The organism is Sphingobium chungangianum (assembly GCF_977014255.1).
In genome coordinates, this window is record NZ_CDRNIV010000006.1 from 933,541 (window position 1) to 956,612 (window position 23,072).

General features: G+C 61.8%; 24 protein-coding genes. 19 read left to right on the top strand and 5 right to left on the bottom strand.

Features of this window, described 5'->3' with window-relative positions; all coding sequences use genetic code 11:
* Positions 1-18: 18 nt before the first annotated feature.
* From ACWNC0_RS11625 to ACWNC0_RS11635, 3 genes are all read left to right on the top strand, one after another.
* A complete protein-coding gene (locus ACWNC0_RS11625) occupies positions 19-555 on the top strand; it encodes a 2,4'-dihydroxyacetophenone dioxygenase family protein (protein WP_449471741.1) in 537 nt (178 codons plus the stop codon).
* Positions 556-658: 103 nt separating this feature from the next.
* A complete protein-coding gene (locus ACWNC0_RS11630; RefSeq protein WP_449471742.1) occupies positions 659-1,063 on the top strand; it encodes a nuclear transport factor 2 family protein in 405 nt (134 codons plus the stop codon).
* A gap of 37 nt (positions 1,064-1,100) precedes the next feature.
* The gene (locus ACWNC0_RS11635; RefSeq protein WP_449471744.1) at positions 1,101-1,850 is read left to right on the top strand and encodes an IclR family transcriptional regulator; all 750 of its coding nucleotides are present in this window, start codon (positions 1,101-1,103) and stop codon (positions 1,848-1,850) included.
* A 190-nt stretch (positions 1,851-2,040) separates the two neighbouring features.
* Here the strand turns inward: ACWNC0_RS11635 and desA are convergent, their stop codons facing one another.
* Positions 2,041-3,435 (bottom strand): syringate O-demethylase, encoded by a 1,395-nt coding sequence (gene desA, locus ACWNC0_RS11640; protein WP_449471745.1) that lies wholly within the window; start codon positions 3,433-3,435, stop codon positions 2,041-2,043.
* Complete coding sequence (locus ACWNC0_RS11645) at positions 3,432-4,166, bottom strand: alpha/beta fold hydrolase (RefSeq protein WP_449471747.1); 735 nt, start codon at positions 4,164-4,166, stop codon at positions 3,432-3,434. The genes desA and ACWNC0_RS11645 overlap by 4 nt, the downstream gene beginning before the upstream one ends.
* 134 nt (positions 4,167-4,300) lie before the next feature.
* Between ACWNC0_RS11645 and ACWNC0_RS11650 the strand changes: the two genes are divergently transcribed.
* From ACWNC0_RS11650 to ACWNC0_RS11665, 4 genes are read left to right on the top strand one after another with little or no spacing between them, the layout of a single operon-like run.
* On the top strand, positions 4,301-5,179 hold the full coding sequence (locus ACWNC0_RS11650; protein ID WP_449471748.1) for a methylenetetrahydrofolate reductase: 879 nt from the start codon (positions 4,301-4,303) through the stop codon (positions 5,177-5,179).
* Positions 5,180-5,204: 25 nt separating this feature from the next.
* Complete coding sequence (purU, locus tag ACWNC0_RS11655; RefSeq protein WP_449471750.1) at positions 5,205-6,065, top strand: formyltetrahydrofolate deformylase; 861 nt, start codon at positions 5,205-5,207, stop codon at positions 6,063-6,065.
* Positions 6,034-6,939, top strand: coding sequence for a bifunctional 5,10-methylenetetrahydrofolate dehydrogenase/5,10-methenyltetrahydrofolate cyclohydrolase (locus ACWNC0_RS11660; protein WP_449471752.1), 906 nt, complete (start codon positions 6,034-6,036; stop codon positions 6,937-6,939). The genes purU and ACWNC0_RS11660 overlap by 32 nt, the downstream gene beginning before the upstream one ends.
* Positions 6,932-7,285 carry a dihydroneopterin aldolase gene (locus ACWNC0_RS11665; protein WP_449471754.1) on the top strand — a complete coding sequence of 118 codons (354 nt, stop codon included), beginning with the start codon at positions 6,932-6,934 and terminating at the stop codon, positions 7,283-7,285. The genes ACWNC0_RS11660 and ACWNC0_RS11665 overlap by 8 nt, the downstream gene beginning before the upstream one ends.
* A gap of 175 nt (positions 7,286-7,460) precedes the next feature.
* Here ACWNC0_RS11665 and ACWNC0_RS11670 read toward each other — a convergent pair whose 3' ends face one another.
* Entirely contained in the window at positions 7,461-9,074 is a 1,614-nt protein-coding gene (locus tag ACWNC0_RS11670; RefSeq protein WP_449471756.1) for a GNAT family N-acetyltransferase, read from the bottom strand.
* A gap of 85 nt (positions 9,075-9,159) precedes the next feature.
* Entirely contained in the window at positions 9,160-10,380 is a 1,221-nt protein-coding gene (locus ACWNC0_RS11675) for an NADP-dependent isocitrate dehydrogenase (protein ID WP_449471758.1), read from the bottom strand.
* A gap of 165 nt (positions 10,381-10,545) precedes the next feature.
* Here ACWNC0_RS11675 and ACWNC0_RS11680 point away from each other — a divergent pair, with 165 nt between their 5' ends.
* A complete protein-coding gene (locus tag ACWNC0_RS11680; RefSeq protein ID WP_449471760.1) occupies positions 10,546-11,280 on the top strand; it encodes a phosphatidylserine decarboxylase in 735 nt (244 codons plus the stop codon).
* Positions 11,277-12,056, top strand: coding sequence for a CDP-alcohol phosphatidyltransferase family protein (locus tag ACWNC0_RS11685; RefSeq protein WP_449471761.1), 780 nt, complete (start codon positions 11,277-11,279; stop codon positions 12,054-12,056). The genes ACWNC0_RS11680 and ACWNC0_RS11685 overlap by 4 nt, the downstream gene beginning before the upstream one ends.
* 9 nt (positions 12,057-12,065) lie before the next feature.
* Here the strand turns inward: ACWNC0_RS11685 and ACWNC0_RS11690 are convergent, their stop codons facing one another.
* Positions 12,066-12,293, bottom strand: coding sequence for a hypothetical protein (locus tag ACWNC0_RS11690; RefSeq protein WP_449471762.1), 228 nt, complete (start codon positions 12,291-12,293; stop codon positions 12,066-12,068).
* Positions 12,294-12,538: 245 nt separating this feature from the next.
* On the opposite strand from ACWNC0_RS11690, the gene rpsB reads away from it, so the two are divergent.
* The 10 genes from rpsB to ACWNC0_RS11740 all read left to right on the top strand — a co-directional run bounded on the left by rpsB (position 12,539) and on the right by ACWNC0_RS11740 (position 23,072).
* A complete protein-coding gene (rpsB, locus tag ACWNC0_RS11695; RefSeq protein ID WP_196224072.1) occupies positions 12,539-13,297 on the top strand; it encodes a 30S ribosomal protein S2 in 759 nt (252 codons plus the stop codon).
* Between the two features lie 116 nt (positions 13,298-13,413).
* Positions 13,414-14,340, top strand: a complete 927-nt coding sequence (gene tsf, locus ACWNC0_RS11700; protein ID WP_449471764.1) for a translation elongation factor Ts — start codon at positions 13,414-13,416, stop codon at positions 14,338-14,340.
* Between the two features lie 160 nt (positions 14,341-14,500).
* On the top strand, positions 14,501-15,226 hold the full coding sequence (gene pyrH / locus ACWNC0_RS11705; protein WP_196224070.1) for a UMP kinase: 726 nt from the start codon (positions 14,501-14,503) through the stop codon (positions 15,224-15,226).
* A gap of 6 nt (positions 15,227-15,232) precedes the next feature.
* Complete coding sequence (gene frr / locus ACWNC0_RS11710) at positions 15,233-15,790, top strand: ribosome recycling factor (RefSeq protein ID WP_196224069.1); 558 nt, start codon at positions 15,233-15,235, stop codon at positions 15,788-15,790.
* Positions 15,791-15,833: 43 nt separating this feature from the next.
* Positions 15,834-16,577: an isoprenyl transferase gene (locus ACWNC0_RS11715; protein WP_449471766.1), complete on the top strand. Its 744-nt coding sequence runs from the start codon at positions 15,834-15,836 to the stop codon at positions 16,575-16,577.
* Between the two features lie 3 nt (positions 16,578-16,580).
* On the top strand, positions 16,581-17,351 hold the full coding sequence (locus tag ACWNC0_RS11720) for a phosphatidate cytidylyltransferase (RefSeq protein ID WP_449471768.1): 771 nt from the start codon (positions 16,581-16,583) through the stop codon (positions 17,349-17,351).
* Entirely contained in the window at positions 17,348-18,508 is a 1,161-nt protein-coding gene (locus tag ACWNC0_RS11725; protein WP_449471774.1) for a 1-deoxy-D-xylulose-5-phosphate reductoisomerase, read from the top strand. The genes ACWNC0_RS11720 and ACWNC0_RS11725 overlap by 4 nt, the downstream gene beginning before the upstream one ends.
* Positions 18,505-19,638, top strand: a complete 1,134-nt coding sequence (gene rseP / locus ACWNC0_RS11730) for an RIP metalloprotease RseP (RefSeq protein WP_449471775.1) — start codon at positions 18,505-18,507, stop codon at positions 19,636-19,638. The genes ACWNC0_RS11725 and rseP overlap by 4 nt, the downstream gene beginning before the upstream one ends.
* 93 nt (positions 19,639-19,731) lie before the next feature.
* A complete protein-coding gene (bamA, locus tag ACWNC0_RS11735; RefSeq protein WP_449471776.1) occupies positions 19,732-22,410 on the top strand; it encodes an outer membrane protein assembly factor BamA in 2,679 nt (892 codons plus the stop codon).
* Positions 22,410-23,072, top strand: a complete 663-nt coding sequence (locus ACWNC0_RS11740; RefSeq protein ID WP_449471777.1) for an OmpH family outer membrane protein — start codon at positions 22,410-22,412, stop codon at positions 23,070-23,072. The genes bamA and ACWNC0_RS11740 overlap by 1 nt, the downstream gene beginning before the upstream one ends.

Below are 23,072 nucleotides of genomic sequence, written 5' to 3' on the forward strand. Positions count from 1 at the left end.
AAACAGGATCGCATCATCATGTCCACTGTAATGACCGCCCCCCCATCGACCGCCTTCAAGATCGTCGATGTGCCCGAAAACCTGTCTCATGTGATTGAGGCGCATGGCGTCAAGGGCAGCTTCATCGGGCCGTCGGAGGCGGAAAGTCCTTGGGTGCCGTTCGGCCCCAACGCCGCCATTCGTCACCTCGCGTTCGACGTCCGCCAGAACATCTATTGCAATGTGCTCTGGTTGAAAGGACCGGGCGTCGTCGGCACGCACAAGCATCGCGGGCGGCTGGTCATGATGTGCCTGGAAGGCAGCCTGCGCTATCTGGAGCATGATTGGGTCGCAGGCCCAGGCGACTTCTTCTTGGAAGTGCCCGGCGAACGGCACACACTGGTCAGCGAGCATCCCCAGGGTGGCAAGCTGTGGGGATGGATGCAGGGGCCGATCGAATTCTACGACGAGGATGGCAAGTTCGTGGAGACGGCCGACGTATGGTGGTTCATCAACCATTATGAGAGCTACTGTCGGGAAAACAACTTGCCTATCAACCCGCAACTCTACCTCTGAGCGGGGGCGTCCGCCGGGAGGAGCAGCCCGCCTCCCGGCGGATGGATTGCAAAATGACCAGGAGCAGGCCCCTGCCACGCAACGCCGCAGCGCCGAAGGCCTCATGAGCTTCCCAACCCCTGACCAGCGCCGCGCAATTGAGTGGGATTGTACCCGTCTCGTCCACCATTATGCCAATCTCAACGATGCGGCGAAATGGGAAGCCGCAGCCCATTTGTTCACGGATGATGGCCGGTTATCCCGGCCAACCGCGCCCGATCAGCCGATTGTTGGCCGCGAAGCTATATTGGCCGCCTTCCTCGCCCGCCCGCCGCGTACCACCCGCCATGTCTGCGCCAATGTCGTCATCGACGTTCTCAGCACAGATGAGGCCACAGGCGAAAGCGCTATGCTGTTATTCGTCGGCCCAGGCACGCCGTTGGTGGGATCATTCAAGGACAGGTTCATCCGCACCACTGGAGGATGGCGTTTCCTGGAACGCAGCGGATCGCTCATCTTTTCGGCATGAGGCTATTCCATTTCATTCCTGATGCTACAGTCGGGCCATGAACGAACAGACGCTATCGCCCACCGTCAAATCCGCCATGCGCACGATCGACATCATCGAATATGTCGTGTCGTGCCGCCGCCCACTAGTGGCGCAGGAGATCGCGCAGGCTCTGTCGATCCCTGTCAGCAGCCTGTCCTACCTGCTCGCGACGCTGACGGAGCGCGGCTATCTGCAACGCGAAGGTCGCCGCTACAGCGCCGGGCCGGGGTTGGCCCGGTTACAGGGGCCGACGCCTGCCTTCTCGCTCGCCGAACGGGCCGCGCCGCTGGTGCGGTCGCTCCGCGTCCAGCTGAACGAGACCAGCTCCTTCTTCGTGCGCAAGGGGTGGGAGATGGAAGCGCTGATCACCGAAACCAGCGACCATGCGCTGCGCTATGCCGTGCAGACCGGCCGTCGCACGCCGCTCCACTGTTTTTCGGCGGGCAAGGCCTTGCTGGCGGCGATGCCGGACGAAGAGTTCGAACGCTATCTGGAGGAAAGCCGTCGCGAGGCGCTGACTCCCACGACGATCACGGACGCGGATGCCCTGCGGCAGGAGATCAGGCTGGTGCGGCAGACGGGCGTGGCGCGCACGCGGGAAGAAAGCACGCCCGGCATTTACGGCTTGGCCTATGTGGCGCGCGCGGATGGGGAAGTGGCCGGGGCGTTCAGCGTCGCCGTGCCGGTAGTGCGGTTCGATGAGGAACTCGACCGGCGCGTGGTGTCCGCGCTGACACGGACGGCGGCTTTGTTCGATATTGCTTGAAGCATGCCGCTGATCCCGGCGCCGTTCGCGCTCAGGGCAAACGGGTGAAGGATATACGCCGTGCTCCTGCGAAGGCAGGAGCCCAGGTCCAAGCGCCGAATTAGGCTCTTGCCTTTGCAGGAGCACAGCAGCACTGCCCCCAAAAAATCCGGCGGGATGCCGGGAGAAAAACACCCCGCCGGTTGGATGATCAGGCGGTCTTGCGGGTCCGCCATCCATCCGCATAGCTGTCACGCGCGACTTCGGAATAGGGCGCGGGGCTGACAGTGGCGTGGATTTCGACCTGGATATGCGGCTCGACGGTCGGCTTGCTGGTGCCGCCATCGGGTTCGCCCCACAGCAGCGTCACCTTCGTGCCGGGCTCGGCATATTCGGCGTCCAACATCGCCAGCGTCAGCATGCGGCCTTCATTGGCGCTGTAGCCGACCCAGGTGGACAGGCCGACCTGCTTGCCATCGACCAGCACCGAGTCATAGGGGTGCATCGAATAGACCGCCGATGGGAATTCGAAATATTTCGCGCGGTCGCCCTTCTGGAAAGCGGAGCTGATGACGCGAGCGACGTCTTGGCTGTCGAGCGCCAGCGTCACCTTCTTGCGATGCGGTCCGGCCGCGATCTTCTCCAGCGCTTCGCGGCCGATAAAATCATGATCGAACTTCACGAACAGACCATAACCGAGATCCCAGGGGGTCAGATAATAGCCATCGATGCTGTCGGGGACATAGCTGCCGCCGATCGACGCCTTGGCTTCGTAGGAGTTGGCGGTCAGCCATTCGCGATAGGGCTTGAGCGCTTCGCCGCTGTAGACGGCAGGCAGCGGGGAGGGGATCCAGCCCGATTCCAGCGTGTTGGACGAATAGGTCCGGCCACCGACCAGCGTCAGGCCGAAGGGTTCGCCCGCCTTGATCAGCGCCTGGCGCACGGTTTCGCGCTCGGCCCAGGGACCGAACAGCTCATAACCCGGCTGGCCCGCCATGCCGTGGCGGAGCGCGCGCACCTTGCAACCGGCGATGTCGAGCGTGGTCATGTGGAAGAATTTGAGGTCGGGCGGGGTCTGGCCCATTGCCGCCTCAAGGGTCTGCATCGCATTCGGCCCTTGCAGCTGATAGCGGTAGGACTTGCGGTTTTCCGGGTCGGGACGGACGGCGGTGCGCTCGTCGCGTTCGACGGTTACGTTCCACTTGCCGGTCTGGGCATGATATTCTACCCATTCGATCGCGGGTGCGCGGCCGACCAGGTTGAAGCGGTTTTCCTCAAGGTAGAAGAGGATCACGTCGCCGATGACATAGCCGTCGGGCGTGACCGGCACCCACTGTTTGGCGCGATCGGGAATGAAGCCCTTGAAGCTGTTGATGCCGAGATGGTTCAGCATCGCGAAGGCGTCGGGCCCACTGACTTCCAGATCGACCATGTGATAGGACTGATTGAACAGCACGGCCTTCTGCGCCCATGCGGTCTGTTCGTTGCGCCAGTTGGAATATTCCGCAGGAACGCCCGGATAGGCGTTGGGGCCGGTCTGCTGGTTGCGCAGGAAGTGAACGAGGTCACCCTTGCCTTCGACCAGATTTTGCAGGCTTTCAGTCATTCATCGTCTCCCATCATGGTATTGGAGCCGACGGGCATGTCCAGCCAGTCGGCTATGGCTTCGTTAAGGGCATCAGGCGCTTCGGCGGGCAGCATGTGGCCCGACTTGGCGATGATCTTGAGATGCGCACCGGGGATGCGCGCGGCGATGGAGCGGTGCTGTTCGGGCGGGCTCCATTCATCAGCGTCGCCCACCGCGACCAGCGTTGGACAGTCGATGTTGGGCAGCAGCGATTCGACCTCCGGGCGGCCGAGAAGGGCGGCGATCTGCGCAGCGTAGGTGTCGATGCCCGCCTGCGTCGCCATCAGGTGCAGCGGCGCGATCAACTCTTGATCGGCGCGGCGGGCAGGGGCGACCATGGGGGGAAGCCAGCGGTCCACCAGTGCGGCCATGCCCTCCGCCCGGGCGAGCGCCAGCAGGGTGTGGCGCTTCTCTGCCTCTCCTTCACGGACGGTGTGTGTGCCGGTGCTAATCAGAGCGAGCTTTTCCACGCGCTCAGGGGCAAGCCGCACAACCTCTAGTGCGACCCGTGCGCCCATAGAATGGCCGAGCAGCGCCATCTTCTCGGGGCCAGAGGCGATCACGCGCTGCGCCATCTCCGCGATGCTGTCACACGCGCCAAAGCCATCGATTGCGAAGGCGTCGGGGAAACGCTTCAGCTGCGCGCCAAACATGCGGGAATCGCAGAGAAGGCCGGGCAGAAGGACAAGATTTGCGGTGGAAGCGGACACGATGAAATCACCTTAATTCGTATTCGTGAAATTTCCTATATACGAATTGAAGGAAAGGCGCTAGAGAAGAAATGGCAAAAAGATCGAGTGGCCGACGCTGCTCGGCAAAGCCCAAACACTTCAGGAGAGCGGTCATGGCGGGCGCGGCGACGATCCACCCGAACTGGGAACAGCATATCCCCAAGCGGATCACGGATGGCTATTCGATCGAGATGACGGCCAAGGATTGCGACGCCCTGCGTTCTGCCGCGTCGATGCTGGCGCCGGAAACGCCGATCGCCATCACCTTCCTGCCGGGTGAGACGATCGATGCGCGGATCGACGCGGCGAAGCTGGTCCGTGACCTTGGCTTTGAACCCATGTCGCATCTGTCGGCGCGGCGGATCGGGTCCTTTGAGGAGCTGGAACAGACGGTGCGCCGGTCGGCCGAGGAAGCAGGCGTGCGCCGCATGTTCCTGGTGGCGGGCGATCCTCCCGTTCCTGCGGGGCCGTTCGAGGATGCGCTTTCGTTGCTTCGCACCGGCCTATTCGAAACGCATGGCGTGAAGGCGATCGGTATTGCGGGGCATCCGGAAGGACATCCGGTGATGGACGAAGAGGCCCGGTGGAGCGCGCTTCTGGCGAAGTGCGCGGAGGTGTCGGATCGCGGCATGGCCCCGCTGATCGTCACCCAGTTCGGGTTCGATGCGGCGCCGGTGCTCGACTGGCTGATCGAACTGCGGCGGCGGGGCATCGATGCGCCTGTGCGGATCGGTGTGCCGGGGCCGGCGGGGATCAAGACGCTGCTGCGTTTTGCTGCCCATTGCGGCGTGGGCGCGTCCGCTTCGGTGCTTGCCAAATACGGGATTTCCCTGTCGCGCCTGCTGGGCGCCGCTGGGCCAGACCGGCTGGTGGGCGACATCGCCGCTGGCCTGCATTCCGGCCATGGTCCGGTGCGGCTGCACTTCTATCCGTTCGGCGGCTTGGCGCGGACGGCGGAGTGGATCGGGCAGCACCGGTCGAACCAGAATTAACGCACATCATCCATAGGGGGATCGATTGACCCAGACCTGCATCCTGACACTGTCGTGCCCCGACCGGCCGGGCCTGGTCGCCACCGTCGCGGCGTTCCTCGCTTCGCATGGCGGCAATATCCTTGAGGCGCAGCAGTTCGACGATCGTGAAAGTGGCCTGTTCTTCATGCGGGTGGTGGTCGAACTGACCGCGCCGTGGAACGACATCGATAAGCTGAGCGCTGCCTTTCGACCGGTGGCCGACGACCATGGCATGGAATGGAGTCTGCGCGACGCGGCAGAGCGGCGGCGGGTGCTGCTGCTCGTGTCGAAGTTCGACCATTGCCTCGGCGACCTGCTCTACCGCCACCGCATCGGCGAATTGCCGATGGATGTGGTCGGCATCGTGTCCAACCATCCGATGGCCGCGCTGAACACCACGATGATCGGCGACATTCCTTATCACCACCTGCCCGTCACCAAAGACACGAAGGCGCAGCAGGAAGCGCAGATCAAGGCGGTGGTCGAGGAAACCGGCGCGGAACTGATCGTGCTAGCCCGCTACATGCAGATATTGTCGGACGATCTCGCCGCCTATCTGTCTGGCCGCTGCATCAACATCCATCATAGCTTCCTGCCCGGCTTCAAGGGCGCCAAGCCCTATCACCAGGCCCATGCACGCGGCGTCAAGATGATCGGCGCAACCGCACATTATGTCACCGCCGACCTCGATGAAGGGCCGATCATCCATCAGGATGTCGAGCGGATCAGCCATGCCGACAGCCCCGACGACCTCGTTCGCAAGGGCCGCGACATCGAACGGCGCGTGCTGGCGACGGCGGTTGAATATCATCTGGAAGACAGGGTTCTGGTCAATGACAGCCGCACAGTCGTTTTCCGCAACTGATCCGCGCGTGGCCCGGACCATCGACGGCAAGGCGCTCGCCCACACGATCGGCGCGGAGACGGCGCGCCAGGCGGTGGAACTGCGCGCGCGCACCGGCGTGCTGCCGACGCTCGCCGTCGTGCTGGTGGGCGAGGACCCGGCAAGCCAGATCTATGTCCGCCGCAAGGTCAAGGAGACGAAGGCAGCGGGCATGCGGTCGATCGAACATCGGCTGGATACTTCCATCGCGCAAGCCGAGCTGCTCTCGCTGATCGCATCGCTGAATGTCGATCCGGGCGTCCACGGCATATTGGTGCAGTTGCCGCTCCCCCCGCAGATCGATGCGACGCGGGTGCTGGACGCGATCGATCCAGCCAAGGATGTGGATGGGTTCCATCCCGTCAATGTCGGGCGGCTGTCGACTGGGATTGGTGGGCTGGTGCCGTGTACGCCGCTCGGCTGCATGCGCCTGCTCGACACGGTCGTGAAGGAGTATCGGGGCCTCAACGCCGTCGTGATCGGCAAGTCCAACATCGTTGGCAAGCCCGTCGCCATGCTGCTGCTGGAACGCGAATGCACGGTGACCGTCACACATATCGCAACCAAGGGCCTGGCCGACATCGTGCGCACTGCCGATATCGTCGTTGCCGCCGCCGGCAGTCCGCGCCTCGTGCGAGGAGATTGGGTGAAGCCTGGCGCGATCGTGATCGATGTCGGCATCACCCGCGTGATGGACGAGGATGGGAAGGAAAAGCTGGTGGGCGATTGTGCCTTTGACGAACTCGGCCATGCTGGAGCGGTGACGCCAGTGCCGGGCGGGGTGGGGCCGATGACCATCGCCTGCCTGCTTGCCAATACGGTGCAGGCGGCGAAGCGGGCGGCGGCTCTTGGCTGAGTCCTGCTCCACCACGCGGGTCGCCGTGCGCGAACTGCCGCTGATGGCGGACATTGGCATCAACCCCGACGAGATTGGCACGTTCCAGCCGCTGGTGGTCAGCATCACGCTGCTGGTCGATCCGGTGACGGAGGACATGTTGGGGGCGACGATCGACTATCGCCGCGTCCACGAACTGGCGCGGATGCTGGCGGAAAAGCGCATCGGGCTGATCGAGACGTTCGGCGCCGAATTGGCGCGATCCTGCCTCGCCTTCGACCATGTGCGGCAGGCCGAGGTGGTGATCGACAAGCCCCGCGCGCTGCCTTCGGGGATGGCGTCGGTCACGATATCGATGTCGAAGTGAGGCGCTGATAGGCATGAGACGATCATGCCTTGAAACAGCTCATATTCTCCCCGTTCGGGCTGAGCTTGTCGAAGCCCCTTTCTTGTTCTTAAGGGCAGGAAAGCCCAAAACCATCCCTTCGAGACATTCCTTTGCATGAGGTAGGGAGCGAAAAGGTAGCCAAGCTTCGATCCTCTCACCCACCACCAGGCGCATTGTGGCCGCCAGCGGGAACCGGGCCGCCGCTGGGGGCATGGGCGTGATCCGGGCTGCTGTCCCAGTCGATATGATAAAGGTCGAAGCGGCGGTCGCGGAGGTTGCGCACCGTGCCTTCCGCCCGCGCCCAGCTGAGGTCGGCGAGGTTGACGTCGGCCATAGTCAGCGTTTCGACATTCTCGGTGGACTCCGCCGCTATGCCGTCCCGGGCGAAGGGTAGGTCGCAGGGTGTCAGGATGGCGCTTTGCGCATATTGGATGTCCATGTTGTCGACGTTGGGCAGATTGCCGACATTGCCGGACATGACGACATAGCATTGGTTTTCGATCGCCCGCGCCTGCGCGCAGTAGCGCACCCGCATATAGCCAAGGCGCGAGTCGGTGCAGAAGGGAACGAAGATGATGCGCGCGCCCTGATCCACGAGGCGGCGGGCGAGTTCGGGAAATTCGCTGTCATAGCAGATGAGGACGCCGATCGGGCCGCAGTCGGTCTGGATCACGTCCAGCGAATCGCCGCCCTTGATGTTCCACCAGAAAGCTTCGTTGGGGGTCGGGTGGATCTTTTCCTGCGTGTGGACCGATCCGTCGCGCAGGGCGACATAGGCGATGTTCTGGATGTCGCCATCGTCGGCGCGCGTCGGGTGGGAGCCGCCTATGATGTTGATATTATATTCCAGCGCCATGCGCGTCAGTTCTTTCGTCAGACGCGGTGTGTAGCCGGTGAGTTTGTCGATCGCCTCCAGTGGGGACAGTTTCTTGGTTTCGAATGAGAGCAGGGGGAGGGTGAACAGTTCCGGAAAGACGATGAAGTCGGAACGATAATCTGCTGCAACATCAACGAAATATTCGATGTTGCGAATAAATTCATCGAAGTCGGAAACGGCGCGGGCCTGAAGCTGGCAGGTGGCTAGGCGAACGCTCTCAACGCCGCGCGGCACCCGCATTTCGGGCGCTTCGTCGGGATCGACATAGGGGTTGCGCCAGACAAGATGCGCGGCGTGGCCGTCGGATTGCTTGTCTTCGGGGAGGTAGTTTTCGAGGACGCCGAGCGGTTCGAACTGGTTCTTGAGCTGGAAGCTGATGACCTGATCACGCAGCCTGCCCTGGACCACCTTGTCTAGGTAATCGGCGGGGCCATCGACCCGGCGTTTCGCGCGAGCATAGCCGGGCATGCGGCCCGCGATAACGATGCCGTGCAGGTCCAGCTCTTCGGCCAGTTCCTTGCGTTCGTCATAGAGGCGCTGGCCGATGCGAAGCCCGCGCAGCTTGGGATCGACCGCCATTTCATAGCCGTAGAGCCATTCACCGGCGGCACTGTGCCGGGTGCCAAAGCCGTTGGCGGTGATTTCTTCCCAATCATGGAAGGAAAAGGCCATCGACCGGCTGACGCGCATGGTCGCGCAATAGCCGACGATCTTGTTGTCGTAGAGGGCGACGAAGCAGCCGTTAGGGAAATTGTTGATCTGGCCGCGCAGGGTTGCGAGCGAATAGTTGGCCATGCCGGGATAGACGCGGGCGATCAGCCTTTGGATGCCGCGAACGTCGGCGGGCACCGCGGTGCGGACCTCCAGCCGTTTGCGTGTTGCTGTCGTCATCGCCGATCTCCCGCCATGGAAAAGGCGGCGCCGTTGGACGGCACCGCCTTATTCCGTTTCCGTACTGAATGCCTAAAAGGCTGGATCAGTTCCAATTGCCCATGGCGGTTTCGAGGTTCGCGCGGATCGCCTCGAAGAACTGCTCGGTGGTCATCCATGCCTGATCCGGACCGATCAGCAAGGCAAGATCCTTGGTCATCGCGCCGCTTTCCACGGTTTCGATGCAGACCCGTTCCAGCGTTTCGGCGAACTTCGTGACTTCCGGCGTGTCGTCGAACTTGCCGCGATAGGCCAGGCCCTGCGTCCAGGCGAAGATCGACGCGATCGGGTTGGTCGACGTCTGCTTGCCCTGCTGGTGCTGGCGATAGTGGCGGGTGACGGTGCCGTGCGCGGCTTCCGCTTCGACGGTCTTGCCATCGGGCGAGAGCAGGACGGAAGTCATGAGGCCCAGCGAGCCGAAGCCCTGCGCGACGGTGTCGGACTGCACGTCGCCGTCATAATTCTTGCACGCCCACACGAACTTGCCGCTCCACTTCAGGGCGGAGGCGACCATGTCGTCGATCAGGCGGTGTTCGTAAACGATGCCCTGCGCCTTGAACTGATCGGCAAATTCATTGTCGAACACTTCCTGGAACAGGTCCTTGAAGCGGCCGTCATAAGCCTTGAGGATGGTGTTCTTGGTCGACAGATACAGCGGCCATCCGCGATCGAGCGCATAATTCATGCTGGCGCGAGCGAAGTCGCGGATCGAATCGTCCAGATTGTACATGCCCATGGCCACGCCCGGGCTGGGGAAGTTGAAGACGTCCTTCTCGATCTTCTCGCCATTCGCGCCGTCCCACACCATGCGCAGCTTGCCGGGGCCGGGGACCAGGAAGTCGGTGGCGCGATACTGGTCGCCGAATGCGTGACGGCCGATGACGATGGGGTCGGTCCAGCCGGGAACGAGACGGGGCACGTTCTTGATGACGATCGGTTCGCGGAACACGACGCCGCCCAGGATGTTGCGGATCGTGCCATTGGGCGACTTCCACATTTCCTTGAGGCCGAATTCTTCAACGCGCGCTTCGTCCGGGGTGATGGTGGCGCACTTCACGCCGACGCCATATTGCTTGACCGCATTGGCGCAATCGACGGTGATCTGGTCGTTGGTCTCGTCGCGCTTTTCGACGCTCAGATCATAATATTTGAGGTCGATGTCGAGATAGGGGAGAATGAGGCGCTCACGGATCCACTGCCAGATGATCCGCGTCATTTCGTCGCCGTCGATCTCCACGACAGGGTTTTTGACCTTGATCTTCGCCATGCGCCTCTTCGCCTTCTTTGTTTGGATGCAATTGCGACACGCCCTAGGGAAAGCGGCGGCAATGTTCAACTGCGCATTGGCGGTCGCAGGACGTCAGGCTTGCCGTGCGTTCAGTGCAGGATCGGCCGTTGTCACTGCAAGTGACTGTCCCTAAAGACAGGTGCCATGGAAAATGACGAAATCTCCGTCGCCTTGGGCGGCAATGTGAAGTGGCGCTTCCCTTCGGTGCATCCGGAGGGGATGAAATTCGGCCTGATTGCTGCGGCGATTACGATAGTGCTGTTCCTGGTGGGCTGGACGATACCCGGCTGGCTGATGGTGATGGTGACGATCTGGGTGTTCGCTTTCTTCCGCGATCCGGTGCGCGCCGTGCCGCAGGATGAGCGGGCGATCGTTGCGCCCGCCGACGGCTTGGTGACTCTCATCCAGCGCGTGCCGCCGCCGCGTGAGATGGCTGGGGCGGACGGCCTTGGCGATCAGCCGATGATCCGCGTGTCGATCTTCATGAGTGTCTTCGACGTCCACATCAACCGCACGCCGATCGGCGGGACGGTGAAGTCGGTCGTCTATATTTCGGGCAAGTTCCTGAACGCCGACCTCGACAAGGCGAGCGAGGATAATGAGCGGCAGCACATATTGGTGGAGCGCCATGACGGCGTGCGCGTCGGCTTCACCCAGATTGCAGGGCTGGTGGCGCGGCGGATCGTGCCGTTCGTGAAACCGGGCGACATGATCGCGGCGGGGCAGCGGATCGGGCTCATCCGCTTTGGCAGCCGTGTGGACGTATATCTTCCCGCTGGAACGGCGCCGCGCGTGGTGCTGGGGCAAAGGACCGTTGCGGGCGAGACCATCCTCGGCCAGATTGGCGACATGCGGGTCATTTCGGGTATCCAGCAATGAGACAGCGGCGCGCTATCCCGCGTGGGCTTCGCCGGGGCATCACGCTACGGATGGTCGCGCCCAATGCCGTCACTGCAATGGCCCTATGCTTTGGCCTGACGGGCGTGCGCTATGGCATTTCCGGAGAGTGGGAGAGGGCGGTCCTGTCCATCCTGATCGCGGGCGTGCTGGACGGGCTCGACGGTCGCATCGCTCGGCTGCTGCGTGGCGAAAGCCGATTCGGCGCTGAGTTGGATTCGCTTTCCGACTCCATCGCCTTTGGTGTTGCGCCAGCGCTAATCCTGTACCTTTGGTCGCTGCACGCCATGCCGAAGTTCGGCTGGATATTCGCACTGGCGCATGCGCTGTCGTGCGCGCTGCGGCTTGCGCGTTTCAACGCCAATATCGACGCGGACATACAGCCGCATAAATCAGCCGGGTTCCTGACGGGAGTGCCAGCGCCTGCGGGGGCTGGACTGGCGTTCGTGCCACTTTATCTGTGGCTGGTCACAGGGCAGGAAATTTTTCGGGCCTGGTATGTGGTTGCGCCCTGGACGGCCTTCATTGCCTTCCTGATGATTTCCAGCATTGCGACCTACACCTGGTCGGCGCTGCGGCTCCGCAAAAGGATCAGACTTGAGGCGATCGCCGTCGCTGGCTTGCTCGCCGCGTTGCTGATCACCGACCCTTGGCTGACGCTGCTATTCCTGTGCGCCATATATCTCGTGACGATACCGTTCGGGATGATGTCCTACGCTAAAGTCCGACGGCAACAAGCGACCGCCACCGGGACATGACGAACCGGATCAGGCGGCGAAAGCGTGCGGCCGTGTTGCAGCGGGAGCAAGCGGACGGCTTGGCGCGGCACGGCGGCGGCTGATCCGCAGGCGATACACTGGCGGCTCTTGAGGGATGGGCTCAAACAGCAGGGCGGCCACCATCTTTTCATGATAGAGCGCGAACATCCCGATTATCACGCTGGCGGCGAGCAGAAAGGCCGCGAAGAAAACCGTAGCTGCAACAATGGTGAACATAAGACCGCTCACTCTTCCTGTGCTGAGAACCGTAGGTCCTGATTGAAGTCCAAACCGGTCGAATGTCCGATTTGTTCCCATGTTCTCTATATGTTCCAATTTTCAGGCGTCGTCAAGCCCTTGCATCGCGCGTGGCGCCGCGCTAAGGGCCGCGCCATTCCACATGGGAATCGCACATATCCGGTGCTGACGGCGTGACGCCCCAGTTCCTGATTCCCAGAGGTTAAACCGGAAGGAGAAATATTATGGCGGCTCCTGTCGTCACCATGCACCAATTGATCGAGGCTGGCGCCCACTTCGGCCACCAGACCCACCGCTGGAACCCGCGCATGAAGCCGTACATCTTCGGCGAGCGCAACGGCATCCACATCCTTGACCTGTCGCAGACCGTGCCGCTCTTCGGCCGCGCGCTCGACTTCGTGTCGGCGACTGTCGCCGCCGGTGGCAAGGTTCTGTTCGTCGGCACCAAGCGCCAGGCGCAGGACCCGATCGCTGAAGCTGCTCGCAAGTCGGGTCAGCACTTCGTCAATCATCGCTGGCTGGGCGGCATGCTCACCAACTGGAAGACCATTTCGGGCTCGATCAAGCGTCTGAAGACCCTTGAAGAGAAGCTGTCGGGTGACACCCATGGCTTCACCAAGAAGGAAGTCCTTCAGATGACCCGCGAGCGCGAGAAGCTCGAGCTGTCGCTGGGCGGCATCCGCGACATGAACGGCATCCCCGATGTCATGTTCGTGATCGACGCCAACAAGGAAGAGCTGGCGATCAAGGAAGCTAACACGCTGGGTATCCCGGTCGTCGCGATCCTCGATTCGAACGTTTCGCCCGACGGCATCGCTTTCCCGGTTCCGGCGAATGACGACGCCAGCCGCGCGATCCGCCTCTATTGCGACGCCATCGCCGCCGCAGCCACCAAGGGCAACCGCGGTGCGCAGCAGGCTTCGGGCGTTGACCTCGGTGCTCTGGACGAGCCCGAAGTTGAAGAGGTCGCCGCTCAGGCCTGATCCCGCGGTCTTCGAACTGCAAGATTAAGAGGCTAGGGCGCGCTCCACCGGAACGCGCCCTAGTGCTTATTCGAACCCCGTTTATTTGAACCCCATCGAAATTTAGGAGCCGAAACATGGCCGAGATTACCGCTGCTGCCGTCAAGGAACTGCGCGACCGTTCGGGCGCGGGCATGATGGACTGCAAAAAGGCGCTCGCTGAAGCCAATGGCGACATGGAAGCCGCCGTCGATTGGCTGCGCGCCAAGGGCCTCGCCGCCGCGCAGAAGAAGTCGAGCCGCACCGCTGCTGAAGGCCTGGTCGGCGTTGCCGTCGCTGGCACCAAGGGCGTTGCCGTTGAAGTGAACAGCGAAACCGACTTCGTAGCGAAGAACGATCAGTTCCAGGACTTCGTTCGCACCGTGGCACAGGTCGCCCTGACCAGCGGCGCGACCGATGCAGAAGCGCTGTCGTCGCAGGCTCACCCGGCTGGTGGCACGATTTCCGAAAAGCTGGTGTCGAACATCGCCACCATCGGTGAGAACCAGACCCTGCGCCGCATCGGTCAGCTGGAAGTAGGCCAGGGCGTTGTTGTTCCTTACGTTCATAACGCTGCTGCGCCGGGCCTCGGCAAGATCGGTGTGCTGGTCGCGCTGGAGGGTGATGCGCCTGCTGACGTGCTGGAGCCGCTGGGCAAGCAGATCGCGATGCACATTGCTGCCGCTTTCCCGCTGGCGCTGTCGGCTGCTGACATCGATCCGGCTCTGCTGGAGCGTGAACGCGCCATCGCCGCTGAAAAGGCTGCCGAATCGGGCAAGCCCGCCGAGATCGTCGCGAAGATGGTTGATGGTTCGGTCGCCAAGTACGCCAAGGAAAATGCGCTGCTCAGCCAGCTGTTTGTGATGGACAACAAGACGCCGATCGCTGACGTTGTCGCCAAGGCGGCGAAGGATGCAGGCGCTTCGATCACGCTGAAGAACTATGTCCGTTTCCAGCTCGGCGAAGGCATCGAGAAGGAAACGAGCGACTTCGCTGCTGAAGTCGCTGCGGCCGCGGGCGTTTGATCCCGGCCTGACCTGATAAGGCGTTCGGTTCGGGCGGCGCTCGGGAGCAACGCTTCTCGACAAGCCGGGCGAAGACGCTAAGGACTTCACAGAATGGCGCGCGCTGCCTAAGGTGCGCGCCATTCCTTTGTCTGCTCCAATTGATGGAATTTTACCCCGCATGACTCGTCCGCCGTTCAAGCGCATCTTGCTGAAACTCTCGGGCGAAGTGCTGATGGGGCAGGGGCAATTCGGCATCGAGCCGGAAACCGTGAACCGTGTCGCATCCGAAATCGCTGCGGCGAAGGATGCGGGCTTTGAAATCTGCGTCGTTGTCGGCGGCGGCAACATCTTTCGTGGCCTGGCGGGAGCCGCCAAGGGCTTCGACCGCACAAGCGCGGACTATATGGGCATGCTCGCCACCGTCATGAACGCATTGGCGGTGCAGAATGCGCTCGAAAAGATCGGTTATGACACGCGCGTTCAATCGGCGATCCCGATGGCGACCGTGTGCGAACCCTATATTCGGCGCAAAGCGGTGCGGCACATGGAAAAGGGCCGGATCGTCATCTTCGCGGCGGGCACCGGCAGTCCTTTCTTCACCACCGATACGACCGCGGCACTGCGCGCGGCGGAGATGAACTGCGACGCGCTGTTCAAGGGCACCAGCGTGGACGGCATTTATAATGCCGACCCCAAGAAGGTAGCCGACGCGGCGCGTTATGATGAAATCAGCTTCGACAAGGTGCTGAACGACAATCTGAAGGTCATGGACGCAAGTGCCATTGCTCTCTGTCGCGAAAACAATATCCCCATCGTCGTCTTCAACATCCGCGAAACCGGCAATCTGACAAAGGTGCTGGCCGGGGACGGAGTTGCAACGATCGTGCAAAATCAGGAGCGCTGAAAGACCATGGCTCAATATGACAAGGCCGACCTCGAACGCCGCATGCACGGCGCCGTCGAATCGCTGAAAGGTGATCTGGCGGGTCTGCGCACCGGCCGGGCCAATATCCAGTTGCTCGATCCCGTTACGGTCGAGGTATATGGCGCACATATGCCGCTCAACCAGGTGGCAACCGTTTCCGCTCCCGAACCGCGCATGTTGTCGGTGCAGGTGTGGGACAAGAGCAATGTCGGCCCCTGTGACAAGGCGATCCGCTCGGCGGGCCTTGGCCTTAATCCGATCATGGACGGCCAGACGCTGCGCCTGCCGATCCCCGACCTGACCGAGGAACGGCGCAAGGAATTGGCCAAGCTCGCCAGCAAATATGCCGAGGGCGCCCGCGTCGCTGTCCGCAACGTTCGCCGCGATGGCATGGACCATCTCAAGGCCGACGAAAAGAAGGGCGAAATCAGCGAGGACGAACGCAAGCGGTTGGAGACAGAGGTGCAGAAGCTGACGGATAGCACCATCTCGGATATCGATGCTGTCACGGCGGCCAAGGAGAAGGAAATTCTCGGCCAGTAAGCCGGGACGCTCCCTCCGTGTTCATCGCTCGCGCGCAACTTTGATGGCCAGCCAAGCCAAATCCGACTTCGCTCATGACGGCGCGTCCGGTCATGGTGCGCGCCATGTCGCCATTATCATGGATGGTAATGGCCGCTGGGCGAAGAAGCGGTTCCTGCCGCGTATCGCAGGGCATCGGGCTGGCGTCGAAGCTGTCCGCAGGGTTGCTCGGGCCGCGCGAGACCTTGGGCTGGAATGTTTGACGCTCTACGCTTTCTCATCGGAGAATTGGAAGCGGCCGGCAAATGAAGTGGCCGACCTTATGGGGCTGCTGCGGCGCTTCATCGAGTCGGACCTAGACGAATTTCACGCCAATGGCGTGCGGTTGCGGGTGATCGGCAACTATCAGGCGCTTGATCCGTGTCTCGTCGACCTGATCGAGCGAGCAGTGGCGCGAACCGCGTCCAACAACGGACCGATCATCGCGATCGCGCTTAATTATGGCGCGCAGGATGAAATGGTGCGAGCGGTCCAGACTATCGCGCGACGGGTGCGGGCTGGCGAAATCGATCCCGAAGCCGTGAGATTGGAAGATGTCGAAGCCGGGCTGGACACGGCCGATCTGCCGCCGCTCGACCTGCTGATCCGGACGTCGGGAGAGCAGCGGCTGAGCAATTTCATGCTGTGGCAGGCGGCGTATTCCGAGCTATATTTTACCGATATGCTTTGGCCCGATTTCGATGGGCGGGCGCTTGCCGAGGCGCTTGACGCCTTCCGTTTGCGGGACCGCCGCTTCGGCGGGCTTTGACCGATGTCCAGTGAGCTTCGCACGCGCGCGGTCGTTGGACTGCTGCTTATAGCCCTGGCCTCCGCCGCCCTTTATTTCGGGGGCTTCTTCTTCTGGTTGCTGCTCGTCGTCGCTGGCGTGCTGATGCAGGGGGAGTGGGCGGACCTTACGGGCGCTTCGTCTGAGCATCGGCGGCTTTCGATGTTTGCGGTGTCCGTGCCACTGGCGCTGCTTTGTCCGCTGGCGGCGGGCCTATCGTGGACAGCCTTTACGCTTGCGGTTGCGGCTTTCTTCTTTGTCATGCTTGTCACGCGATCGGCCCGTCTTCCGCTGGGGATATTCTACGTTTTCGTGCCGGTGATGGCGCTTATCTTTCTGCGTCAGCAGCAGCCGGGCGGGCTTCTGCTCGCCTTCTGGACATTGTCGCTGGTGTGGGCGACCGACATTGGCGCTTATTTCGCGGGGCGTTCGATCGGCGGCCCGAAGCTGGCGCCAAGGATAAGCCCGTCCAAGACCTGGGCGGGGCTGGGCGGGGGCGTGTTGGCGGCGTTGATCCTGGGTTTCGTCCTGCATCGTTTCGCAGGGTTGCCGATCCAGCTTGCCGCTGCGAGCGGGCTGCTGGCGGTGGCGGCGCAGCTGGGCGACCTGCTGGAAAGCGCGATGAAGCGCCGTGCGGGTGTCAAGGACAGCGGGAACCTGCTGCCGGGTCATGGTGGCGTGATGGACCGTTTGGACGGGGTCGTCGCGGCCGCGCCGCTCGCTGCTGCCCTCTATTTTTTGTTGGTGTTTCCATGACGCGCAAGGTTTCCATCTTTGGTGCGACAGGGTCTGTCGGCATGTCGACACTCGATCTGATTGAGCGCGATCGCGATGCGTTTGAAGTGGTGGCACTGACCGCGCATAGCGACGTTGACGGGCTGGCCACTGTGGCGCGCCGGTGCAATGCGCAAATGGCTGTGATAGGCGACGCGGCGCGCTACGAAGCGCTAAAGGCGGCGTTGCAGGGGTCAGGGATCAGGGTCGCAGCGGGCGAAGCTGCTCTGATCGAGGCGGCAGAGGCGGGGGCGGACTGGACCATGGCCGCTATCGTCGGTTGTGCGGGCCTGCGCCCGACAATGGCGGCGCTGAAGGCGGGCGGCACGGTTGCCCTTGCCAACAAGGAATCGCTTGTATCAGCGGGCGCGCTGATGATGGACGCGGCGGAGCATTCGGGTGCTACACTGCTGCCGGTCGATAGCGAGCATAATGCTATTTTTCAGTGCCTTGCCGGAAGTCGTTTGGATGATGTAGCAAGGATCATCCTGACGGCGAGTGGCGGCCCGTTCCGCACGCGCAGCCGTGAAGAGATGCGTCACATAACGCCAGCGCAGGCCGTGGCGCATCCCAATTGGTCCATGGGCGCGAAGATCAGCGTTGATAGCGCCACGATGATGAACAAGGGCCTGGAACTGATCGAGGCGGCGCATCTGTTCCCCGTGGGGCTGGAGCGCATCGAGATTTTGGTTCATCCCCAATCGATCATCCATTCGATGGTCGAATATCGGGATCGCTCGACCCTCGCGCAGCTTGGATCGCCGGATATGCGTATTCCTATCGCCAGCGCTCTCGCATGGCCCAATCGGATGGAAACGCCCTGCCAGCCACTGAACCTTGCACAGGCAGGACGGCTTGATTTTGAGGCTCCGGACGACAGCCGTTTCCCTGCGCTTCGTCTGGCGCGGCAGGCGGCGGAGCAGGGTGGGCTGGCGCCTGCGATCCTGAATGCCGCCAATGAAGTGGCGGTGGCGGCCTTCCTGAATAAGGCCATCGGCTTCCTTGATATCGCCATGATTGTGGAGGACGTTCTGAACCGCTATAGCGCGCCAGTGCCAAGCGGGATCGACGATGTGCTGGAAGCAGATGCACAGGCTCGACGCATGGCGGGCCAAGTGATGGAAAGATTGACGGCTTGATCCAAAATCCCGGGTTCCTGTTGACGGTCCTCGCCTTTGTAGCGGTCATCGGGCCGCTCGTTTTCGTGCATGAACTCGGCCATTATCTGGTCGGTCGCTGGTGTGGCGTGAAGGCGGAAGCCTTTTCGATCGGCTTTGGCCCGGAGATTGCCGCATGGGTAGACCGGCGCGGAACGCGCTGGCGCATCGGCGCTTTGCCGCTGGGTGGCTATGTCCGCTTTAAGGGCGATGTGAACGCCGCCAGCCAGATAGACCCCGCATGGTTGCAGCTTCCCGCGAGCGAGCGCGCCGAAAGCTTTCCAGCCAAGCCGCTGTGGCAAAGGGCGGCAATCGTCGCGGCAGGCCCATTCATCAATTTCCTGTTTGCCATCCTGATCCTGTCCACATTCGCCTTCGCTTATGGCGAGAGCCGAACCCCGGCGGTCGTGGGGAAGGTGCAGCCAGCCAGCGCAGCGGCGGCGGCGGGTATCCAGCCCGGAGATCGTATCCTGTCGCTCAATGGGCGGGAGATGGCGACCTTCGACGACCTTCGCCTCTATGCGCAAATCCGTCCCGGTGAACCGGTGACGATCCTGCTCGAGCGGGCGGGTAAGACCGTCAAGAAGCAGGGTAGCGTCGGCGCCGTTCAGGAGCGTGACGGCTTCGGCAACAGTTTCAAGGTCGGGCGGTTGGGCATCGCTCCTGGACAGCCGGTGATAGAGCCGGTGGAGCTTTGGCGCGCGCCTGTCGTCGCTCTCAAGCAGACGGGCCAGATCATCCGTACGATGGTCGAGACGCTGGGGCAGATATTGGGCGGTGGCCGGTCGTATAAGGAACTGGGCGGACCACTCAAGATCGCGGAGGTTTCGGGTCAGGCCGCGACTTTGGGGGTCGAAAGCTTTGTATTCTTCATGGCCCTTATTTCGATTAATTTGGGGTTCATCAACCTGTTGCCAATTCCCATGCTGGATGGCGGACATCTGCTGTTTTACGGGGTGGAGGCTATACAGCGCAGGCCCGTCAGTCCGCGCGTGCAGGATTGGGCGTATCGTTCGGGTCTGGCGGTACTCCTGGCCATGATGATGCTGGTGACTTTCAACGATTTATCTTCTTTCGGGCTCTGGGAACGCCTGTCCGGCTTGATCGGCTAAGCCGTATCGGGCAGGGAGGCGCGATTTAGCGCCGTGTTTCCCGGCGTGAACGAACATATGCTTTTTTGTAAAAGGGTAGAGCGGGTGACAGCGATGATGAGCAGCAAGAGACAGCGCCCGGTTGTCGCGGCCCTTCTGGCAACGACGATGATCGGCGGCTTGTCCGCGGTTCCCGTGTTGGCGCAGGACGCGCCGCAACCCGCCGCGCCCGCGCCTGTCCCCGCCGTCGCACCGGCTGCGGGAACCGTCCGTAGCATCAGCGTGGTGGGCCAGCAGCGTCTCGAACCCGATACAGTGCTGTCCTATACCAAGCTGCGCATTGGCCAGCCCTTTACGCAGGAGTCGCTCGATCAGGCGCTGCGCGACCTGTATGAAACCGAGCTGTTCGCCGACGTCCAAATCCGCAACGACAATGGTGCGCTGACGCTGGAGGTGAAGGAAAATCCGGTCATCAACCGCATCGTGCTGGAAGGCAACAAGCGGCTGAAGGAAGACAAGATCCGTCCCGAGATCAAGCTCGCACCTCGCCAGATCTACACCCGGTCGAAGGTTCGCGCCGACGTCGCCCGCATCATCGAACTCTATCGTCGTCAGGGCCGCTTTGCCGCGACGGTCGAGCCCAAGATGGTGCAGCTCGACCAGAACCGCGTCGACATTGTCTTCGAGATTTCCGAAGGGCCTAAGTCCAAGGTCCGCCAGATCAACATCATCGGGAACGAGAAGTTCAGCGACGGCGACCTGCGTAGCCAGATGGTGACGAAACAGTCGCGCTGGTTCCGCGTCTTCTCCTCGGGCACCAGCTACGATCCCGATCGCCTCGCCTATGACCAGCAGAAGCTGCGTCAATATTATCTGACCGAAGGCTATGCCGATTTCCGCGTGATCTCAGCCGTGGCGGAACTGACGCCGGACAAGCAGGACTTCATCATCACTTATGTGGTTGAGGAAGGGAAGCGCTATAAGTTCGGCGACGTGAAGGTAGAATCCGACATTCGCGACCTGTCGAGTGCGTCGCTTACCAAGACGCTGCCGATGAAAAAGGGCGATTGGTACAACGCCAAGCAGGTCGAGGATACTGTCGACACGCTGAGCGAGACGGCGGGCCTGTTCGGCTATGCCTTCGCCGACGTTCAGCCGGATTTCAACCGCGACAAGGACAGCCTGACGATGGGGATTAATTTCCGCATCGCCAATGCGCCGCGCGTCTATGTCGAGCGGGTGGACATCAACGGCAACACGCTGACCCAGGACAAGGTGGTCCGCCGCGAGTTCCGTCTGGCGGAAGGTGACGCGTTCAACAGCTTCCTCGTCAAGCGTTCGAAGGACCGCATCAACTCGCTGGGTTTCTTCCAGGAGAAGCTCGACATCGAGCAGAAGCCGGGCTCCGCGCCCGATCGCATCGTGCTGGAAACCAACGTCCAGGAAAAATCGACCGGTGAACTGTCGCTATCGGCGGGCTTCTCCTCGCTTGAGCGCTTCATCGTCTCGGCATCGATCACGCAGCGCAATTTCCGTGGCAAGGGCCAGGAATTGCGCACCAGCGTCAATTATTCCAGCTATTCGAAGTCGGTCGAAGTGGGCTTCACCGAACCCTATTTCATGGACAAGAATATCGCGCTGGGTGGGGACATCTATCGGCGTGATCTGAACAGCTTCCGATACACGGGTAACGGAAATGATCGCGATACGACATATAAGCAGACGACGACGGGCTTCCAAATTCGCGCGGGCGTGCCGATCACCGAATATATGTCGCTGGCGCTGCGCTACAGCCTTAATCTGGATGATGTCAGCCTGGACAAGGCCACCTATTACACCAATGGCGTGTGTGATCCGATTTTGGCTGGTCGTTACCTGTGCGACGCGATCGGCAAGCGGACAACATCCTCGCTCGGCTACTCGCTGATCTTTGATAATCGAGACAACCGCATCCGCCCCACGCGAGGAAATAACCTTGTGCTGAATCAGGATTTTGCGGGGCTTGGTGGCAGCGTTAGGTATATCCGCACCAGACTTAACGGTTCTAAATTCTGGCCGTTGGGTGGTGGCTTCATTTTCTCGCTCTCGGCGGAAGGCGGCTATATCCACTCGCTCGAAGGTGATCGTCGGGATGCTAGCGGAGCTTTGGTTGACCCGGTTCGTTTGACGGATCGGTTCTTCCTCGGAAATCCGCAAATTCGTGGTTTTGATATCCGTGGCATTGGTCCTCGCGTGAAGCGATTCTATCTGCGGGGGCAGACCGACGCGAATGGAAATCCAGTCCGAGATGCGAATGGCAATCAGATCTTCGATCGCGATCCCAGCAACAATAACGTTAGAGACGACGCGCTGGGTGGAAGGATTTACTATCTCGCTAGGGCGGAGGTGGAAATTCCGCTGGGATCTGGTGCTCGTGAAATGGGATTGCGCCCCTCTGTGTTCGTGGACGCGGGTGCCGTCGGGGGGCTGCGTGACCCGGTCACAGCTCCGTTTTCTGGCTATTGTCAGGTAACCCCCAACACAGGCACAACTGGGACAGCGAGTACCGTTCGCGCTCCATCGCTCGGGAAATGCGACCCAGCGCCGACAGGATTTGCCGCTGCCTATGTCGATGGCACCGGATTTGAAGAAGTTTATCTCGGCGACACGCTCAAGCCGCGTGTTTCCGTGGGCTTTGGCGTCAATTGGAACTCGCCGTTCGGGCCGTTCCGCATCGACATCGCCAAGGCCCTGCTCAAGGAACCAGGGGACGACACTCAGCTCATCAGCTTTAACGTAGGGACTCAATTCTAATGAATAAGATGCTCAAGGCCGCGGCGCTTGCTCTTGCGCCCATGACTGCCATCGCACTGACCAGCGTGCCTGCCTCAGCCCAGTCGAAGATTGGGATCGCTGTTGCAGACCTTCAGCGTGCGGTAGCGACCAGCTCGGCCTACACCACGGCTCGCTCACAGATTCAGACGACCTACAAGGCGCAGATCGACAGCTTCACCGCGCGCAAGAATGCGATCGACGCTGACCTGAAGACCAAGGGCACGGCGCTTGAGGCAGCGATGAAGGCGGCGGGCAACAAGCCTACGCCCGCGATCCAGACCCAGTATGAAGCCTATCAGAAGGCCGGGCAGAGCGGTCAGGCCGAACTGCAGCGCCTGGGCCAGCCGATCGCGCTCGCCAACGCCTATGTCGAAGAGCAGATTTCGGCAAAGCTGTCGGATGCGCTCAAGTCGGCGATGACGAAGGCGAAGGTTGACCTGATCCTGGCACCCGACGCCACCGTGTCATACCAGCCGACCGTCGACATCACGCAGCAGGTCGTGACTGAACTCAACGCGCTGGTGCCGAGCGTCGGCATCGTGCCGCCCGCTGGTTGGCAACCCGGCGGCGCTCGTGGTCAGGCGCCGACGCCTGCCGCCGCGGCTCCCGCCAACCCGTCGCAGCAGCCGACCTCGCGCTGA

What these genes read in the sequence shown, in the direction of transcription:
- ACWNC0_RS11625 (WP_449471741.1), top strand. Translation starts at nt 19, where the DNA reads ATGTCCACTGTAATGACCGCCCCCCCATCGACCGCCTTCAAGATCGTC.
- ACWNC0_RS11630 (WP_449471742.1), top strand. Translation starts at nt 659, where the DNA reads ATGAGCTTCCCAACCCCTGACCAGCGCCGCGCAATTGAGTGGGATTGT.
- ACWNC0_RS11635 (WP_449471744.1), top strand. Translation starts at nt 1,101, where the DNA reads ATGAACGAACAGACGCTATCGCCCACCGTCAAATCCGCCATGCGCACG.
- desA (WP_449471745.1), bottom strand. Translation starts at nt 3,435, where the DNA reads ATGACTGAAAGCCTGCAAAATCTGGTCGAAGGCAAGGGTGACCTCGTT.
- ACWNC0_RS11650 (WP_449471748.1), top strand. Translation starts at nt 4,301, where the DNA reads ATGGCGGGCGCGGCGACGATCCACCCGAACTGGGAACAGCATATCCCC.
- ACWNC0_RS11660 (WP_449471752.1), top strand. Translation starts at nt 6,034, where the DNA reads ATGACAGCCGCACAGTCGTTTTCCGCAACTGATCCGCGCGTGGCCCGG.
- ACWNC0_RS11670 (WP_449471756.1), bottom strand. Translation starts at nt 9,074, where the DNA reads ATGACGACAGCAACACGCAAACGGCTGGAGGTCCGCACCGCGGTGCCC.
- ACWNC0_RS11675 (WP_449471758.1), bottom strand. Translation starts at nt 10,380, where the DNA reads ATGGCGAAGATCAAGGTCAAAAACCCTGTCGTGGAGATCGACGGCGAC.
- ACWNC0_RS11680 (WP_449471760.1), top strand. Translation starts at nt 10,546, where the DNA reads ATGGAAAATGACGAAATCTCCGTCGCCTTGGGCGGCAATGTGAAGTGG.
- ACWNC0_RS11685 (WP_449471761.1), top strand. Translation starts at nt 11,277, where the DNA reads ATGAGACAGCGGCGCGCTATCCCGCGTGGGCTTCGCCGGGGCATCACG.
- ACWNC0_RS11690 (WP_449471762.1), bottom strand. Translation starts at nt 12,293, where the DNA reads ATGTTCACCATTGTTGCAGCTACGGTTTTCTTCGCGGCCTTTCTGCTC.
- rpsB (WP_196224072.1), top strand. Translation starts at nt 12,539, where the DNA reads ATGGCGGCTCCTGTCGTCACCATGCACCAATTGATCGAGGCTGGCGCC.
- tsf (WP_449471764.1), top strand. Translation starts at nt 13,414, where the DNA reads ATGGCCGAGATTACCGCTGCTGCCGTCAAGGAACTGCGCGACCGTTCG.
- pyrH (WP_196224070.1), top strand. Translation starts at nt 14,501, where the DNA reads ATGACTCGTCCGCCGTTCAAGCGCATCTTGCTGAAACTCTCGGGCGAA.
- frr (WP_196224069.1), top strand. Translation starts at nt 15,233, where the DNA reads ATGGCTCAATATGACAAGGCCGACCTCGAACGCCGCATGCACGGCGCC.
- ACWNC0_RS11715 (WP_449471766.1), top strand. Translation starts at nt 15,834, where the DNA reads ATGGCCAGCCAAGCCAAATCCGACTTCGCTCATGACGGCGCGTCCGGT.
- ACWNC0_RS11720 (WP_449471768.1), top strand. Translation starts at nt 16,581, where the DNA reads ATGTCCAGTGAGCTTCGCACGCGCGCGGTCGTTGGACTGCTGCTTATA.
- ACWNC0_RS11725 (WP_449471774.1), top strand. Translation starts at nt 17,348, where the DNA reads ATGACGCGCAAGGTTTCCATCTTTGGTGCGACAGGGTCTGTCGGCATG.
- bamA (WP_449471776.1), top strand. Translation starts at nt 19,732, where the DNA reads ATGATGAGCAGCAAGAGACAGCGCCCGGTTGTCGCGGCCCTTCTGGCA.
- ACWNC0_RS11740 (WP_449471777.1), top strand. Translation starts at nt 22,410, where the DNA reads ATGAATAAGATGCTCAAGGCCGCGGCGCTTGCTCTTGCGCCCATGACT.